This is a genomic window from Streptomyces sp. NPDC057280 (assembly GCF_042668605.1).
In the GTDB taxonomy this organism is placed as follows: Bacteria; Actinomycetota; Actinomycetes; order Streptomycetales; family Streptomycetaceae; genus Streptomyces.
This window is the reverse complement of sequence record NZ_JBHUYR010000004.1, coordinates 519111-535530: the sequence shown is the minus strand read 5'-3', so window position 1 is coordinate 535530 and position 16420 is coordinate 519111. Positions and strand designations below refer to the sequence as shown.

Annotated in this window: 12 protein-coding genes; 4 read left to right on the top strand and 8 right to left on the bottom strand. The window is 70.9% G+C overall.

All coding sequences use genetic code 11. The features are described 5' to 3' along the window. Nucleotides 1-4: 4 nt before the first annotated feature. The 8 genes from ACFUO4_RS26275 to ACFUO4_RS26240 all read right to left on the bottom strand — a co-directional run bounded on the left by ACFUO4_RS26275 (nt 5) and on the right by ACFUO4_RS26240 (nt 11260). Nucleotides 5-1051: a glycosyltransferase family 2 protein gene (locus ACFUO4_RS26275; RefSeq protein WP_383489081.1), complete on the bottom strand. Its 1047-nt coding sequence runs from the start codon at nt 1049-1051 to the stop codon at nt 5-7. 75 nt (nt 1052-1126) lie between these two features. Further along, nucleotides 1127-4690 (bottom strand): DUF4082 domain-containing protein, encoded by a 3564-nt coding sequence (locus ACFUO4_RS26270; protein ID WP_383489078.1) that lies wholly within the window; start codon nt 4688-4690, stop codon nt 1127-1129. Between the two features lie 92 nt (nt 4691-4782). Beyond that, nucleotides 4783-5904 carry a DegT/DnrJ/EryC1/StrS family aminotransferase gene (locus ACFUO4_RS26265; protein WP_383489075.1) on the bottom strand — a complete coding sequence of 374 codons (1122 nt, stop codon included), beginning with the start codon at nt 5902-5904 and terminating at the stop codon, nt 4783-4785. Next, a complete protein-coding gene (locus ACFUO4_RS26260) occupies nt 5901-6590 on the bottom strand; it encodes an acetyltransferase (RefSeq protein ID WP_383489072.1) in 690 nt (229 codons plus the stop codon). Before ACFUO4_RS26260 ends, ACFUO4_RS26265 begins: the two co-directional genes overlap by 4 nt. Beyond that, nucleotides 6587-7726, bottom strand: coding sequence for a DegT/DnrJ/EryC1/StrS family aminotransferase (locus ACFUO4_RS26255; protein ID WP_383489069.1), 1140 nt, complete (start codon nt 7724-7726; stop codon nt 6587-6589). The genes ACFUO4_RS26260 and ACFUO4_RS26255 overlap by 4 nt, the downstream gene beginning before the upstream one ends. Next, the gene (locus ACFUO4_RS26250) at nt 7723-8697 is read right to left on the bottom strand and encodes an SDR family NAD(P)-dependent oxidoreductase (protein ID WP_383489066.1); all 975 of its coding nucleotides are present in this window, start codon (nt 8695-8697) and stop codon (nt 7723-7725) included. Before ACFUO4_RS26250 ends, ACFUO4_RS26255 begins: the two co-directional genes overlap by 4 nt. Nucleotides 8698-8729: 32 nt before the next feature. Next, nucleotides 8730-9779 carry a Gfo/Idh/MocA family protein gene (locus tag ACFUO4_RS26245; protein WP_383489063.1) on the bottom strand — a complete coding sequence of 350 codons (1050 nt, stop codon included), beginning with the start codon at nt 9777-9779 and terminating at the stop codon, nt 8730-8732. A 41-nt stretch (nt 9780-9820) separates the two neighbouring features. Continuing rightward, nucleotides 9821-11260: a sugar transferase gene (locus tag ACFUO4_RS26240; protein WP_383489060.1), complete on the bottom strand. Its 1440-nt coding sequence runs from the start codon at nt 11258-11260 to the stop codon at nt 9821-9823. Between the two features lie 365 nt (nt 11261-11625). Here ACFUO4_RS26240 and ACFUO4_RS26235 point away from each other — a divergent pair, with 365 nt between their 5' ends. From ACFUO4_RS26235 to ACFUO4_RS26220, 4 genes are all read left to right on the top strand, one after another. Continuing rightward, a complete protein-coding gene (locus ACFUO4_RS26235) occupies nt 11626-12474 on the top strand; it encodes a glycosyltransferase family 2 protein (protein ID WP_079309868.1) in 849 nt (282 codons plus the stop codon). 25 nt (nt 12475-12499) lie between these two features. Continuing rightward, nucleotides 12500-13765 (top strand): MFS transporter, encoded by a 1266-nt coding sequence (locus ACFUO4_RS26230; protein ID WP_383489057.1) that lies wholly within the window; start codon nt 12500-12502, stop codon nt 13763-13765. Nucleotides 13766-13847: 82 nt separating this feature from the next. Then, a complete protein-coding gene (locus tag ACFUO4_RS26225; RefSeq protein WP_383489053.1) occupies nt 13848-14870 on the top strand; it encodes a TolB-like translocation protein in 1023 nt (340 codons plus the stop codon). 146 nt (nt 14871-15016) lie between these two features. Then, nucleotides 15017-16411, top strand: a complete 1395-nt coding sequence (locus tag ACFUO4_RS26220) for an MFS transporter (protein WP_383489050.1) — start codon at nt 15017-15019, stop codon at nt 16409-16411. The last annotated feature ends 9 nt before the right edge of the window (nt 16412-16420 follow it).

Genomic DNA, 16420 nt, shown 5'->3' with positions numbered 1-16420 from the left:
GGCATCAGATTCCGCGGCGCTTCCAGGACTCCCACCACAGCCACTCCCGCCCGCGTTCGGCCACGGCCGACCACACCAGCGGCTGGAGGTACGGCATCGCCTTCGGGCCGATCCTTCTGCGCAGCCGCAGGGCGCGGTACTCGGGCAGCGTCCGGTAGCCGGGCAGGCACTCCTCGGCGAACGCCACGCACTCGTCGACCGGTACGACAGCGGTGCGGCCCCGGTCGTAGGCGCGGTAGGCGCGGCGCAGCGCGTAGCGGGCGAGGCGGGTGTGGACCTGGGCGGCGAGCCGGTCGGCGTGCGGGAGCCGGTCGCCGCACTTGGCGAGCACGGAGTCGTAGGCGATCAGGCGCTGGCGCAGGTCGTCGAGCTGGCCGCCGAAGTCGGTCGTCGACATGTTGTTGCCGTGGACGCGGTAGAAGGCCTGGTCGGCGCCGCGGATGTAGCCGACGTCGGCGTGGGCGGCGAGCCGCATCCACATCTCGATGTCGCCGGCGTGCGGCAGGGCCGGGTCGTAGCCGCCGACCTTGCGCTGGAGGTCGGTGCGGACGACGACCTCGGGCGAGGTGATGCAGCCGGTGCCTTCCCGGAAGCGCCGCTCCAGCCACCACTGGCCGGGGTAGACGACCGAACCGGTGCTCCGGGTACGGGCCTTGGGCAGCGGACCGCCGTGCTGGAAGCGCAGGGGGCGCCCGTAGGCGAAGCCCGCCTCGGGGTGGGCGTCCAGGAGCGCGGCGGCGCGGGCCAGGGCGCCCGGGACGAGCCGGTCGTCGGCGGAGAGCAGGGCCACGTAGTCGCTGTCGGCCCACTCCAGCAGGCCTTCGTTGTACGTGGCGATGTGGCCCTTGTTCGTCTCGTGGACGTGCACCTCGATCCGCGGGTCGGAGGCGGCCAGCTTGCGGGCGACGTCCGCCGAGTCGTCGGGCGAGGCGTCGTCGATGATGAGCACCCGGAGGTCGACGCCGGGGTTCTCGTCCAGAACGCTGCTCACGCAGTCGGCGAGGAAATGGCCGTACTTGAAGCACGGGATGACAACACTGACGCTGCTCATCGGTGGGGGTAGCCAATCCCCGGTGGTGGTCTCCCCGTCGGGCGCGGGAGACCACCACCGGTGGGTTCTCGTCGGTCAGTTCTTCTTGGTGCGGACGGTCTTGCTGGTCAGGGTCCAGCTGTGGGACTTCACCTTCGCGTGGTGCTTGTCCTCGGCCGTGACCGTGACCTTGAACTTCGTGCCGTCCGGCAGCGGACCGGTCAGATGGACGGACACCTTGTGGGTGGCGCGGTTGTAGGAGACGACAGCCGTGACATGCAGCTTCTTGGCGGCCTTGGTGCCCTTCAGGATGGTCAGCCGCGCGTCGACGTCCGCCACCTTGAGCTGGTCGGAGACGGCCATGACGAGGGGATGCCTCGCGTCGGCGGTGTAGGTGACCGTGGACGCGCCCTCCTCGGACGCCGTCTCCGCCGCCAGCGACCCGCTGGGGTTGGTGGCGGTGAAGACCGGGCCGACCCAGTAGTTCGCCGAGCCGTAGGAGCCGGTCGGGAAGGCGGAGTCGGCGCCGTACCGGTAGAGCCCGTTGTGGTGGGCCGTGGTGTCGGCGGTGCCGGTCAGCGGATAGGACTGGTGGGCCGAGGCGAAGTAGCCGCCGTCGACCGCGTAGTGGCCGTTGGGCGCGTGGTAGGAGACGACGTACGCCGTGTCAGCGGTGACCGCCACCGGGGTGGCGAAGGTCAGCGTCTGCCAGCCGGTCGCCGATTCGTTGGTGAAGGTGCCGCTGGCCAGCAGGGTCCCGGAGTCGGTCCACAGGCTGCCGGTGTGGGTGCCCGTGTTGCCGGCGCCCTTGTAGAAGGTGACGCCGGTGATCCAGCCGGCCGCCGAGGACGTGAACCGGGTGCCCAGCTCCAGGGAGTTGGGGTCGGAGGTCATGTCGGTCGTGGACGGCACCGCGGAGGAACTCCACAGGGTGCAGGGGCAGGTGACCGCGGGCGGGGTGGCGCTGGTGGTGAACGACCAGGTCACCGGGTCCGTCATGGCGTTGCCCCACACGTCGGAGGCCTGGACGGTCGCCGTGTACTTGGTGTGCAGCGACAGCTCGGTCGACGGGGTGAACGTCGCCTTGTTGGCCGCGGGCAGCGTCACCGATCCCGGCACGGTGTTGCCGTCCGGGTCCTTCAGCGTGAACGTCAGGTTGTCGGGGTCGACGGACGCGCTGAACACGGCCGACACCGACGCGGTGATCGCGGCGTCGGTCGCCCCCGAGGTCGGGGAGGTGGAGGTGACGGTGGGCGGGGTGGTGCTGGCCGTGGAGGTGTCCAGGACCACGTCGACCCAGTAGTTGCTGCCGGAGGCGGCCGAGGTCGGGAAGGCGCTCGTCGAGGTGTAGCGGTAGAGGCCGTTGCCGCCGTCGGTGCCGGACTTCAGGGCCGTCAGCGGCGCGAGGCCGGCGTCGCTGCCGGCGAAGGTCGTGTCGAAGGAGTAGCCGCCGTTGGGCGCGAAGTACGAGGCGACATAGGTGGTGTTGGCCTTCACGGTGACCGGGGTGGCGAAGTTGAGCTGCTGCCAGCCGGAGGCCGACTCGCCGGTGAAGGTGCCCGTGGCGAGCAGCTTGCCGTCCTTGGTCCACAGGTTGCCCTTGTGGGTTCCGGTGTTGTAGGGCGACTTGTAGAAGCGGACGGCGGTGACCGAACCGGCCACCGTGGTACGGAACTTGACGCCGAGCTCGACCGAGCCCCCGTCGCCCGCGTTGACGGTGCCGGGCACGGCCGTGGCCGGCCAGATGGTGCACGGGCAGGCCTGCGGGCCGACCGTGATCGGGATCGTGGTGACGGCACCGATGTTGACGCTGTCGTCGACCGCGCGGACCTTGATGGACGCCGAGCCCGGCGTCGACGGGGTCCAGCTGTAGCTCCAGGAGCCGAGCCCGGTCGCGGCCTGCCAGGTCGTGCCGCCGTCCGTGGACACCTCGACGCGGGCGACCACACCGCCGGAGTCGGTGGCGGTGCCCTTGACGGTGACCGGCTTCAGCGCGGGCACGGTGACCCCGGAGGCGGGGCTGGACACGGTGATCGTCGGGCCGGTGGTGTCGGTGGACTTGCTTGCGGCGACGAGGTTGCTCTGCCGGGTCAGCGGCTGGACGCCCATGTCGGCGAGGAGGTTCACCGTCGCCTGTTGCATGCGGGCGTCCTCGGTGACGACCTGGTCCGCCGGGTCGTACGTCGGCAGATTGGTCAGGCCCCACGACCACTGGACGGTCCCCGCCCCGAAGACCAGGGCGCCGGAGTCCTGGTCGCGGAAGGCGACGAGGCTGTGCTTGGCGGTGCCGTTGCCGTAGGTGTTGCCCCAGTCCATGCGCAGCTTGCCGTCGTTGATGTCCACGGTCGTGGACGACAGGTCGATGGCCCCGGCGGGTCGGGTGGCGTTGTCGATGTCGCTGTCCCACTCGTAGCCGAGGGTGCCCTCCGGGAAGGTCGCCGTCTGGCTGGAGGTCAGGTTGGCGATGGAGGTGTTGCGCCACAGCCGGTTCTTGCCGTACGAGCCGGGGACAGTGATCGCGTCGGCGCGGTAGCCGTTCACCGTGAACATGGAGCCGGTGAGGATGTTCGGCGGCTGGTAGGACTGCCCGTACTGGGTGCTGGTCGGGTCCATCCAGGTGCCGGTCCACTGGCCGCTGGGGTCGGCGACGCCGTTGTTCTGCGCCATCTTGGTCATCTTGTAGCAGACCAGGGTGCGGTTGGCGGTGTTCGCGCCGTCGATGCTCGGGCTGAGGCGGGTCTTCCAGAAGACCTCGTTGCCGCTGAAGAAGGCCTGCTGCACTCCGGCCTTCCGGGCGGCGAGGACCTTGGAGTACTGGTCCTGCGTCCAGTACTCGTCATGCCCCGAGGACAGGTACACCTTGTGGTTCTTCAGCAGGGTCTCGCCGCGGGTCGACACGTCCACGCCGGACAGGTAGCTGACGTCGTAGCCGTTGCGCTCCAGCCAGGCCAGCATCATGTACTCGGAGCCGTAGATGCCGTTGTCGCCGCCGATGTCCAGCGGCCGGTTGTAACTGACCTCGTAGGCACGGCCGTCGGGCGCGGGCCCGGCGCCGCCGTACAGGTCCTGGCCGCCGTAGTCGTTGTAGGCCTGCCAGGTCTGGTCGCTGGTCTGGACGACGATGTCGGAGGTGCTGGAGTCCTTGCGGACCACGAACGGGTAGGGCATCAGACCGTCGCCGTCGGTCTGCGTCAGGTTCGCGATGTACAGGCCGGACACGGCGTCGCTGGGCACGGTCCAGCTCGCCGTCACGGGCCAGTTGCCGCAGTCGACCAGGCCGGTGCTGGTCTTCTTGGTGCAACTCGCCGGGTTGGACGTGTAGTTGGCGGGATAGGTCGTCGCCGCCTGCGCCGCCGTGGACATCAGGCGGGCACCGTCACCGCCGTACCAGCCGAGCCGGTAGATCTCGATGCGGTACGAGGTCTTCGACTGGACCTTGAACTGGACGGTGTCCCCCGCCTGGACGCTCTCCTTGGTGGTGAACCCCTTGATGTCACCGTAGGAGTTGGGCGAGTACCAGTCCGTCGACGGGCTGCCCGCCTTGGAGTTCTCGCAGACGATCGGATTCGAGCCCGATCCGCACGGATCGGCGGCCGCCTGGGCGGTTCCGGCCTGTGGGAGCACCGCCCATATCAATGCTGCTGCGACGGCCAGGCGCACGCCCCGGAACCGTCTGCTCCATCTGTTCATGTGTACCTCTCAGCGGTGCTGTGCAGGACCGACCCGTGCGGTCGGGGTGGAACGGGGACCAGTCAGCCGGCGAGCGCGTCGGTGAGCGTCTCGACGACGCGCTGCTGCTGGTCGGGGGTGATCTGCGGATAGAGCGGCAGCGACAGGATGCGGTCCGTCGCCTTCTCGGCGTGGGGGAAGTCGCCGCGCTCGTGGCCGAGGTGGGCGTACGCCGGGGTGAGGTGGACGGGGGCGGGATAGTGCACCCCGGCGCCGATGCCCTCGGCGTTGAGCTTGCCGACGAGGGCGTCGCGGTCGGCGTCGGTGACCTGGACGACGTACAGGTGCCAGACGTGGACGTTGCCGGGTGCCGTCACCGGCCGCAGGATCCGGCCGGCCTCGGCGAGCCCGGCGAGCAGCTCGTCGTAGCGGGCCGCCGCCGCCCGCCGGGCCGCGTTGCCGTCCGCGAGCCGCTTGAGCTTGGCCCGCAGGACGACGGCCTGGAGTCCGTCGAGGCGGCTGTTGAACCCGGGGACGTCGTGGCGGTACTTGGCGACGCCGCCGTGGTTGGCGATCGCGCGGACGAAGTCGGCCGCCGAGTCGTCGTCGGTGAGGACGGCCCCGGCGTCGCCGTAGGCGCCCAGGTTCTTGCCGGGGTAGAAGCTGGTGGCCGCGATGCCGCCGCTGCCGGGTGTGCGGCCGTCGTGGGTGGCGCCCTGGCACTGGGCGGCGTCCTCCATGACCGTCACATGGTCGGGCACCTGGCTCCGGAGCGCGTCCACCTCGGCCATCTGGCCGTACAGGTGCACCGGCACGACCGCCCGGGTCGCCGGGCCGACCGCGGCCAACGCGGCCTGGGGATCGAGGAGATGGGTGTCGGGCAGGCAGTCCGCGAGGACGGGACGGGCGCCGATCCTGGCGACCGCACCGACGGTGGCGATGAAGGTGTTGGCGGGCACGACGACCTCGTCGCCGGGCCCTACTCCGCTTGCGCGCAGGGCGAGTTCGACGGCGTCGGTGCCGTTGGCGACGCCCACGACGTGTCCGACCCCGCCGAAGTCGGCGTACTCCCGCTCGAACTGGCGTACTTCGTCGCCGCCGATGAACGCGGTGCGGGCGAGGATCCGTTCGAAGCCGGCCCGCACCTCCTCGGCGACCTCTTCGTGGGCCGCCTTCAGGTCCACGAGCGGAATCTGGTTGTTCACGTGGCCGGTCCCCCCATAGTTCGCGTCACAAGTTCTGCCAGCGCCGCAGCGCCCGCCTCGCGCAGCCGCCGGGCCGGGCTCCCCACCCAGACCTCGCCCGGCGGTACGTCGCCGAGCACGCTGCTGCCCATGCCGATCTGCGACCAGGCGCCGATCGTGGTGCCTTCCCTGACCAGGGCGCCGGAGCCGACGTAGGCCCCCCGCTCCAGCCGTACTCCCCCGCCCAGCCGGACGCCCGCGGTGAGCGTCGCGAAGTCCTCGATCACGTCGTCGTGGGTGAGGACGACGTGCGGCATCACCGAGACATGCGCGCCGACGCGCACGGCGGCGGTCAGCACGCAGTGCGCGAGCAGCACCGAGCCGGGGCCGATCACCGAGGTGCCGGAGACCGCGGCCGTCGGGTGGACGACGGTGGCGTACCGCTCCTCGGGCAGACCGAACCGGCGGACCAGCCGGGCGCGGGCCGCGTAGTCCCGCGGGTTGCCGACGCACACCACGACCCGGGCCTCGGACAGGTCGTGGACCAGGTCGCCGCCGCCCAGCACGGGCACGCCGTCCACCTCGGTGCCGTGCAGCGCGGGGTTGTCGTCGAGGTGTCCGAGCAGCTCGAACTCGCCCGCGTCCCGCACGGCCTGTGCGGTCTCCCGGGCGAAGCCACCGGCGCCGACGATCACGAGTCCGGTCATCTCCGGGCCTGTTCGCGCAGGGCGGCCACCACGCGGTCCTGCTGGGCCTCGGTCATCGTGTGGAACAGCGGCAGGATCAGCGAGTCGCGGGTGATGCGCTCGGTGACGGGCAGCGGGGCGTGCGGGTGGTCGGCGTAGGCGGGTTCGAGGTGGGCGGCCATGATCCCGCGCCGGGCGGAGACCCCGGCGTCGGCGAGCGCGCCGAGCAGCTCGTCGCGGCCGACGGGGAAGTCCTCGTCCAGGAGCACCCAGCAGGACTGGAAGTTGGACTGCCCGTGCTCGGGATCGCGTACGAGGGTGAGGCCGTGCACGTCGCGCAGCAACGCGTCGTAGCGGGCCGCCAGTTCACGGCGGCGGGCGATCATCGCGTCGAGCTTGCCGAGCTGGACCATGCCGATCGCGGCCTGGACGTCGGTCATCCGGTAGTTGAAGCCGACCTCCAGGTAGCTCTCCAGCACCGGCTTGTTGCTGGCGTGGCGCTCGGCCGCCGAGGCGTTCATGCCGTGCTCGCGCAGCCGGCGCAGCCGGGCCGCCCACTCGGCGTCGTCGGTGGTGAGCATGCCGCCCTCACCGGTGGTGACGAGCTTGCGCGGGTGGAAGGACCAGGCGGCGAGCAGCGCCCCGTGCCCGACCGGCTTGCCGCCGACCGTGGAACCGATCGCGCAGGCCGCGTCCTCGACCAGGGGCAGGTCCCAGTCGGCGCAGGCGGCCCGCAGGGCGGTCACGTCGGCGGGGACGCCGCCCTGGTGAACGGCCAGCACCGCCTTGGTCCTCGGCGTCCGGACCGCGTCCACGGTGGCCGGGGTCAGGTTGCCGGTGGCGAGGTCGACGTCGGCGAACACCGGCTCGGCACCGACGTACCGTACGGCGTTCGCGGTGGCGATGAACGACAGCGAGGGCACCACGACCTCGTCACCGGGCCCGAGGCCGAGGGCGACGAGGGACAGGTGCAGGGCGGTCGTGCAGGAGCTGACGGCGATGCCGTGCTCGGCGCCGACCCGTTCGGCGAAGGCCTTCTCGAAGGCGGCGACGCGTGGGCCCTGGGCGACCCATCCCGACAGCACGGCGTCGGAGGCGGCCTGGGCCTCCTCCTCGCCGAGCCACGGGATCATCACCGGGATGCGGTCGGTGCTCACTTGGCGGCCTCCCGCTCCGCGCGCCACCACTCGACCAGGTCCTTCAGGCCCGTACGCAGATCGATCTGTGCCGTGAACCCGAGCCGTTCGGCGGCCCGGGAGGTGTCGGCGAGGCGGCGGCTCACGCCGTTCACGGCGCGTGCGGGGCCGTGCACCGGCTCAAGTCCCGTGGCGCCCATGGCCTCCAGCAGGCCCTCGGCGAGCTCCTTCAGGGAGGTCTCCGTGCCGCTGGCCACGTTGAACACCTCGTCGGTGAGGTCCGACTCGGCGGCCAGCACATTGGCCCTCGCGATGTCACGGACGTCGACGAAGTCCATGGTCTGCGTGCCGTCGCCGAGGATCAGCGGCGGCTCGCCCGCCTCGATGCGTTCCATCCAGCGGATGAGCACCTCGGTGTACAGGCCGTGGATGTCCATGCGGGGGCCGTAGACGTTGAAGTAGCGCAGCGCCACGTAGTCCAGGTCGTACATGGCGTGAAAACTGCGCAGCATGCCCTCGTTGAAGGCCTTCGCGGCGCCGTAGAAGGTGTCGTTGTTGTACGGGTGGTGCCGCTCGGTCGTCGGGAAGTCCTCGGCCATGCCGTAGACGGACGCCGAGGACGAGGCGATCACCTTGGACACGCCCGCCGCGGCCGCCGCCTCCAGGACGTTGAACGTGCCGTCGACCAGTACCTCGTTGGCGAGCCGCGGCTCCTCCGCGCACTGGGTGATACGGATCGCGGCGAGGTGGAACACCAGGTCGGCGCCGTCGGTCACCTTCTTCACGGTGTCGATGTCGCGGACGTCGCCCTCGACGACCTCCACCACCCCGCTCGGCAGGGCCTGCGCGAGGTTGGCGCGCCGCCCGCGCACGAAGTTGTCGAGTACGACGATCTCGCGGGCGCCGCCTTCGGCGAGGAGGTCGACGAGGTTGGAGCCGATGGTGCCGGCTCCCCCGGTGACCAGGATCTTCTTGCCACGAACACTGCTCAACTGCTGTGCCCTCTCACGTGTGGTGACTTGCTTCAACGCCCGGCGCGCAGGCCGACGACCGCGCCCTTGAACTCGAGGCTCCGGGAGGCGGCTTCGAGGATGTCCAGCACCCGCAGGCCCGCCCTGCCGTCGGTCAGCGGCGCCCGCTGCTCCCTGATGGCGTCGCCGAACTCGTCGACCATGCTGCGCAGCGCCTCCTTCTCGCCGAGGGCGGGCGCGACCATGTCGCCGGAGCGGTAGGAGACGAGCATGTCCCGGCGTTCGTCCGCGCCGATCTCCTGCGGCGAGGCCAGGTCGACGCCCCGGTCGTAGACGGCCACCCGCTGAAGGGGGTTGAGGTCGTCCCAGACGAGGGTGCGCTTGGCGCCGCCGACCATGGTGGTGCGGACCTTGGTCGGGGAGAGCCAGTTGACGTGCACATGGGCGATGGCGCCGGTGTTGAGGGTGAGCGTCAGATAGGCGACGCAGGCCTGTCCGGCGCCGATCGGGTCGGCCCCGTGGGCGGCGACGGCGACCGGTTCGACGCCCGCGGGGAGGATGAAGTCCAGGATCGACAGGTCGTGCGGGGCCAGGTCCCACATGACGTCGATGTCCTTCTGGACCAGCCCGAGGTTGATGCGTACGGAGTCGACGAAGTGGATCTCGCCGAGTTCCCCGGAGTGGACCATGTCCCGGATGCGGCCCACGGCGGGGGTGTAGCAGTAGGTGTGGTCGCACATCAGGGTGAGGCCGCGCTCCTCCGCCTCCTCGACCAGGCGCATCCCGTCGGCGTAGGTCGCCGCGAGCGGCTTCTCGACCAGGACGTGCTTGCCGGCGCGCAGGGCGGCCAGGGCGATGTCGAGGTGGGTGCCGGCGGGGGTGGCCACGGCGACGGCGGCCACCTCGGGGTCGGCGAGGACGGCCGTGTAGTCGGCGGTGGCCTGGACGGTGGAGTAGCCGCCGAGGACCCGCTGGGCCCGGTCGACGTCGAGGTCGCACAGCCAGCGCAGCCGGAACCGGTCGCTGGCCTGGAAGTTGCGTACGAGGTTGGGGCCCCAGTAACCGGCCCCGACGACCGCGACCCCCATCGGCTCCTGCGTCACTGCGCTCCTCTTTCCTCGGTTCTTCGACAGGTCCCGGCTCATCAGTAGGCCCCCGTTCCGCGCACCACCGCGGACCCGGTGCGCAGCAGGATGGTCAGGTCGAGGCCCATCGACCAGTTGTCCACGTATCCGAGATCGAGCCGTACGGCCTCGTCCCAGGGCAGGTCGGAGCGGCCGCTGACCTGCCACAGCCCGGTGAGGCCGGGCTTGACGAGCAGGCGCCGTTTGATGTCCGCGGTGTACTCCTCGACCTCCGCCGGCAGCGGGGGCCGGGGGCCGACGAGCGACATGTGGCCCCGCACCACGTTGAGGAGCTGGGGCAGTTCGTCGAGCGAGCTGCGGCGCAGGAACGCGCCGACGCGGGTGATGCGCGGGTCCTCCTTCACCTTGAACAGCAGGCCGTCGCTGTTCTCGTTGAGGTGCTCCAGCTCCGCCTTGAGGGCCTCCGAATCGGGCCGCATCGTCCGGAACTTGAGCATGGTGAAGTGGTCGCCGTACCGGCCCACCCGCTGCTGGCGGAAGAGTGCGGGGCCGGAGCTGTCCAGCCGTACGACGAGCGCGATGACCAGCAGGGGCAGCGCCAGGAGAAGCAGCAGTACAGCGGCGAGGGAACGATCCAGCAGTTCCTTGGGCAGCCGGGCGAACCGGGAGAGGTTCGGAGGCTGGATCCGCACCAGCGGCACGCCGTTGGTGGGCCGGACCGCGAGCCGGGCGGCGGACACGTCGGCCAGCGTCGGGGCCAGCAGGAAGTCGACGCCCTGGGCTGCCGCCGTCCAGGACATCCGGCGTAGGACGAACGCGTCGAGCTCGGGCGCCGGGAGCACCACCATGGCGTTGACGCCCATGGCCCGTACGACGTCGTTCATGTCGTCGACGCCGCCGAGGACGGGAATGCCCAGCTTGCGGATGTCCGTGGCGTTCTCGGGATCGGTCAGGCACACTCCGGCCAGTTGCAGCTCCTGTGCGCCGCCGCGGCGCAGCACGCCGACCAGCTCCAGGATGCCGCGCGAGGGCCCGACCAGAAGGGTCGAGCTGCGGTCCCGGCCGCGGGCCCAGCGCCGGAGCAGTCCGCGGCGCAGCAGGTGCCGGACCGGCAGGGCGATGACGACAGCGGGTATCGCGGCCATGGTCATGTCATGGAGAAGGGCCGAATCGTGCGTGAACAGCCCGTACGCGGCCGCGGCCAGCGCCGGCAGTGCGACGGCGCCGCGCAGCACCCTGCGGTATTCCTCGGTGCCCTGTCCCAGCGCACTGCGGTCGTACGTGCGATGCGCGAGCATCGCCAGGATCCACGTCGGCGGCAGCACAAGAGCCACCGCCCAGCGGCCGTAGGCTCCGTGGATCACCAACGCCGCGGCCACGGCCGCGAGGCCGTCCGCGACCAGCAGAACGGTCCGGTACTTACGGTCCCAGGGTCTTCGTCGAGCTACCGGACGTCTAAGTTCCGCATCCAGGTGCTCATGCGTGACCTCAATGGTCATGGCCCCCCACCACAGGCGCAGCTACCCCTCGCCGCAAGAGATCAGGACATACCGTCGCACGTCCGCGGCAGGGCTGGATCAGTGCCGTCGTGTCTCCTCCACACAGCGACACCGGAATCAAGAAAGCAGAGCCGAGAAGCAATCAAGAAGGCCTGCGACGGTTCCCCAACCGCCCCATGCCCTTTACGAGTTGGTCAATGAGAGTTTCCCATCCGGTTACCAAGGCGGCGCCTTGACCTGCCTTCAGAGGCACATTCCTGTCCTCGTCGGCCCGGCGGCTCTCAATCTAGAGCATTGACCACAGCCACGGGAACAGTTGGACGAAACACACGTCGCAATCGCGACACCGACGTCATACTGCCCAGGTGACGAGCATCGTGATCCCGGCGCACAACGAGGAGCGCGTCATCGGCCGGCTCCTCGATTCGCTGCTGGACGACCCCGCGGACGACGGGGCGGACATCGTCGTCGTGTGCAACGGCTGCACCGACGACACCGCCCGGATCGCATCCGAACGCGGCCCGCGTGTCAGGGTGGTGGAGATCCCGGTCCCCTCCAAGCACGCGGCGCTGCGCGCGGGGGACGAGCACGCGCTCGGCTTCCCCCGGGTCTACGTGGACGCCGACGTCGTCCTCACGGGCGCGGACGTACGGGCCCTCGCCGAGCCCCTGGCCGACGGCGCCTCGGGCATTCTCGCCACCGCCCCCGAACGTCACCTCCCGCTGGCCGGCTGCGCCTGGCGGGTGCGCGCCTACTACCGGGTGTGGCAACGCCTCCCGGCGGTGCGCGAGGGCCTGTTCGGCCGGGGTGTCATCGCGGTCTCCAAGGAGGGGCACGCCCGGATCGCCGCGCTGCCTCCGCTGATGGCGGACGACCTGGCGGCGTCATTGGCCTTCACCGCCGAGGAGCGCCGCGTGGTCGGCGGGGCACGGGTCGTGGTCCATCCGCCGCGCACCTGGCAGGACTTGATCAAACGGCGGATCCGGGCCATGGTCTCCACGGCACAGGTGGAGGAGCACCGCAGGCCGCAGGAGGCGTCGGCACGCACCAGCACGGCGGACCTCAAAGCCATGCTCCGCAAGGAGCCGAAGCTGATCACGAGTGTCGTCGTCTTCGCCGCGGCGGCCGTCGTCGCCCGACGACAGGCCCAGAAGGCCATCCGGGCAAGGGACTTCGACACCTGGCTGCGGGACGACAGCAGCCGGCAGAACTGAGCACACCGCACCAGGAGTCCTGATCATGTACCTCACCGACCGCTCCGCCACGCCGGAGGCGGACACCTCCCCGGCCCGAAGACGCGGCCCGGGGCCCAAGGTCGCCCCGGTCGTGCTCGTGCTGGGCACGGTCAGTCTGATCACCGACGTCTCCTCGGAGATGGTCACCGCCGTCCTCCCGCTGTACCTCGTCACCACACTCGGCTTCAGCCCGCTGGGCTTCGGCGCCCTCGACGGGGTCTACAACGGCGTCAGCGCCCTGGTCCAGCTCACCGGCGGCCACCTCGCCGACCGGGTCCGCAACCACAAGCTGCTGGCCGGGCTCGGCTACGGCCTGTCCGCGCTGTGCAAGCCGCTGCTCCTGCTCGCCGGCAGCATCGGCGCCCTCGGCACCGTCCTGGCCCTGGACCGCACCGGCAAGGGCCTGCGCACCGCCCCGCGCGACGCGATGATCTCCCTGTCCACTCCGGTCGAGCGGCAGGGCCGGGCCTTCGGTGTGCACCGGGCGATGGACACCACCGGCGCGATGCTCGGTCCGCTGGCCGCCTTCTTCATCCTGCGCGCCGCGGCCGACGGCTACGACGCCGTGTTCGGCGTGAGCGCGTGCGTCGCGGTGCTGGGCGTGGTCGTCCTCCTGCTGTTCGTGCCCGGCAGGCGGCGCGAGACGCCGGACGGTGCCGGGGCCGAGCCGAGGCCGCCCGTCCGGGTCAAGGAGGCCCTCGCCCTGCTGCGGTTGCCGCGGCTGCGGGCGCTCGCGGGCTGTGCCGCGCTGCTCGGGCTGACCACCGTCAGCGACGCGTTCGTCTATCTGCTGCTGCAGCGCCGGGCAGGGGTCGGCGAGGAGTGGTTCACGCTGCTGCCGCTGGGCACCGCGGTGGTGTTCCTGCTGCTGGCCGTGCCGCTGGGCGCGCTGGCGGACCGGATCGGGCGCCGCACGGTGTTCCTCGCCGGCCACGTCGGCCTGCTGACGGCGTACGCCCTGCTGCTGTGGGCGCCGGACACACCGCTGCTGGTGCCCGCCGTGCTCGCCCTGCACGGCTCGTTCTACGCGGCCACCGACGGGGTACTGCCGGCCGCGCTGGCCGGGGTGGTGCCCGAGCACCTGCGCGCCAGCGGCCTCGCCATCGTCGGCACCAGCCAGGCGCTGGCCCGGTTCTGCTGCTCGCTCGCCTTCGGCGCCGCCTGGACCATGTGGGGTGACGGCACGGCACTGGCCGGCTCGGCGATCGGTCTGCTGTGCTGTGCGGCGGTCGCGGGCGTGGTGCTACGGCCGTCCGGCGGGCCACGATGACGCCGCACGTCCCTCAGACACCACCACGCCCCCTCCTCCCTCACGCATCACCACGGAACCGACAACCGCTGCAAGGAACCCCATGACTTCGCTCCGCCGCCGCCTGCTCGTCCTCGTCGCGGCGGTCGTCCTGCTCGCGGGTCTGGCGACCGGCCTGGTCCTGCACGCCGCCGACCGCGCGGACAAGGCGAACCGGCCGCAGGCCGGCGGCCCCGCCGTCAGCTCGGGCAAGCTGACGCTCGACCGCAAGAACCTCCTGACGTTCGTCAACGCGGCCGCCGGCCCGCACCGCACGGCCGTCGCCGCGGTGCCGTCCGCCGACCCGGGAGCCGGCCGGACCGCGTCCGACCTGAAGTGCGCCCGCTTCTACGCGGCGGCGGGCACCGGCATCTGCCTCCAGTCCGACACCGGCGTCCTCAAGCAGAGCAACCGCGCCCTGCTCCTGGACGCCGAGCTGCGCACCGTACGGACCTTCCCGCTCGCGGGCATCCCGAGCCGGGCCCGGGTCTCGCCGAGCGGCCGCTTCGTCGCCTGGACGGTGTTCGTCTCCGGCGAGTCGTACGCGTCCGCCTTCTTCTCCACCCGCACCTCGCTCCTCGACACCCGCACGATGAAGCTGATCCCCAGCCTGGAGACCTTCTCGATCACCCTGGACGGCAAGCCGTACAAGGCCGCGGACGTCAACTTCTGGGGCGTCACCTTCGCCTCCGACGACGACACCTTCTACGCCACCCTCAACACCGCCGACAAGACATACCTGGTGCGGGGTTCGATCTCGGGAAAGTCGGTGACCACGCTCGTCGAGAACGTGGAGTGCCCCTCCCTCTCCCCCGACGGCACCCGCGTCGCCTTCAAGAAGCGGGTGCTGTCGCGCACCGACCTCTGGCGTGAATACGTCCTCGATCTGCGCACCCTGCGCGAGACCCCGCTCGCCGAACGCCACAGCGTCGACGACCAGGCCACCTGGCTCGACGACGACACCGTCGCCTACGCCCTGCCCACGGACGGCAAGGTCGGCAGCACCGATCTGTGGAGCGTGCCGGCCGACGGCAAGGGCGAGCCGCGCCTGTTGATCGCGGGCGCGTCGTCCCCGGCCCCGCTGTAGGCGCGGCGTTTCCCCGCCCGAGCATGGTGGTCTGACGGATAACCGTGCCCCGAACTATGTTGTCCCGCCACATGTGCGCCTGACCTGCGTGTTTCTACGGTGTGCGTCACGTACCCGTCCCCACAGCACACGAGGAAGTGGCGCTCATGGCCTCCGCAGCATCCGCTCCGCCCACGCCCACCACGCCGGGCAACCTGAAGCGCATCGTCGCCGCCAGCCTCATCGGCACGACCATCGAGTGGTACGACTTCTTCCTCTACGGCTCCGCCGCCGCCCTCGTCTTCAACAAGCTGTTCTTCCCGGACTCCGACCCCCTGGTCGGCACCCTGCTGTCGTTCCTCACCTACGCCGTCGGTTTCGCCGCCCGGCCGCTCGGTGCCCTTGTCTTCGGGCACTACGGCGACCGTCTCGGCCGCAAGAAGCTGCTGGTGCTGAGCCTGCTGCTGATGGGCGGGGCGACCTTCGCGATCGGTCTGCTGCCGACGCACGCGACGGTCGGTTCGGCCGCTCCCGTGCTGCTGACGGCGCTGCGTCTGGTCCAGGGCTTCGCGCTCGGCGGCGAGTGGGGCGGCGCCGTCCTGCTGGTGTCCGAGCACGGCGACGCCAGGCGACGCGGATTCTGGGCCTCCTGGCCGCAGACCGGCGCACCCGCCGGCCAGCTCCTGGCCACCGGTGTGCTGTCCCTGCTCACCGCGGTCCTCTCGGACAGCGCCTTCACCAGCTGGGGCTGGCGGATACCGTTCCTGCTCTCCGGCGTCCTGGTGATGGTCGGTCTGTGGATTCGTCTCTCTGTCGATGAATCGCCTGTGTTCAAGCAGGCGTTGGCGCAGGCCGAGGCCCGCAGGGCCGAGCAGGACACCGGCGCGGAGAAGCTGCCGCTGGTCTCCGTGCTGCGCCACCACTGGCGTGACGTCCTGGTCGCGATGGGCGCGCGCATGGCCGAGAACATCAGCTACTACGTCATCACCGCCTTCATCCTCGTCTACGCCACCACCGCCGCCGACGTCTCCAAGCAGACCGCCCTCAACGCGGTCCTGATCGCCTCGGCGGTGCACTTCGCGGTGATCCCGCTGTGGGGCGCGCTGTCGGACCGCATCGGCCGGCGCCCGGTGTATCTGCTCGGCGCGGCCGGCATCGGACTGTGGATGTTCCCGTTCTTCTCCCTCATCGACACTGGCGACTTCGGCAACCTGATCCTCGCCATCACCGTCGGTCTGGTGCTGCACGGTGCGATGTACGCGCCCCAGGCCGCCTTCTTCGCCGAGATGTTCGCGACCCGGATGCGCTACTCGGGTGCCTCGATCGGCGCCCAGTTCGCCTCCGTCGCGGCGGGCGCCCCGGCACCGCTCATCGCCACCGCGCTGCTGGACGACTACGACAGCTCCACGCCGATCGCCCTGTACGTGATCGCCGCGGCGGTGCTGACGCTGATCGCGGTGGGCGTGGCCAAGGAGACCCGCAACCGGGACCTGGCCGACGTCGAGTCCGCGGCCGACGCGGAATCCGTGACGGCCGCGACCGCTGACGCGCGCACCGTCTGATCACCTGCC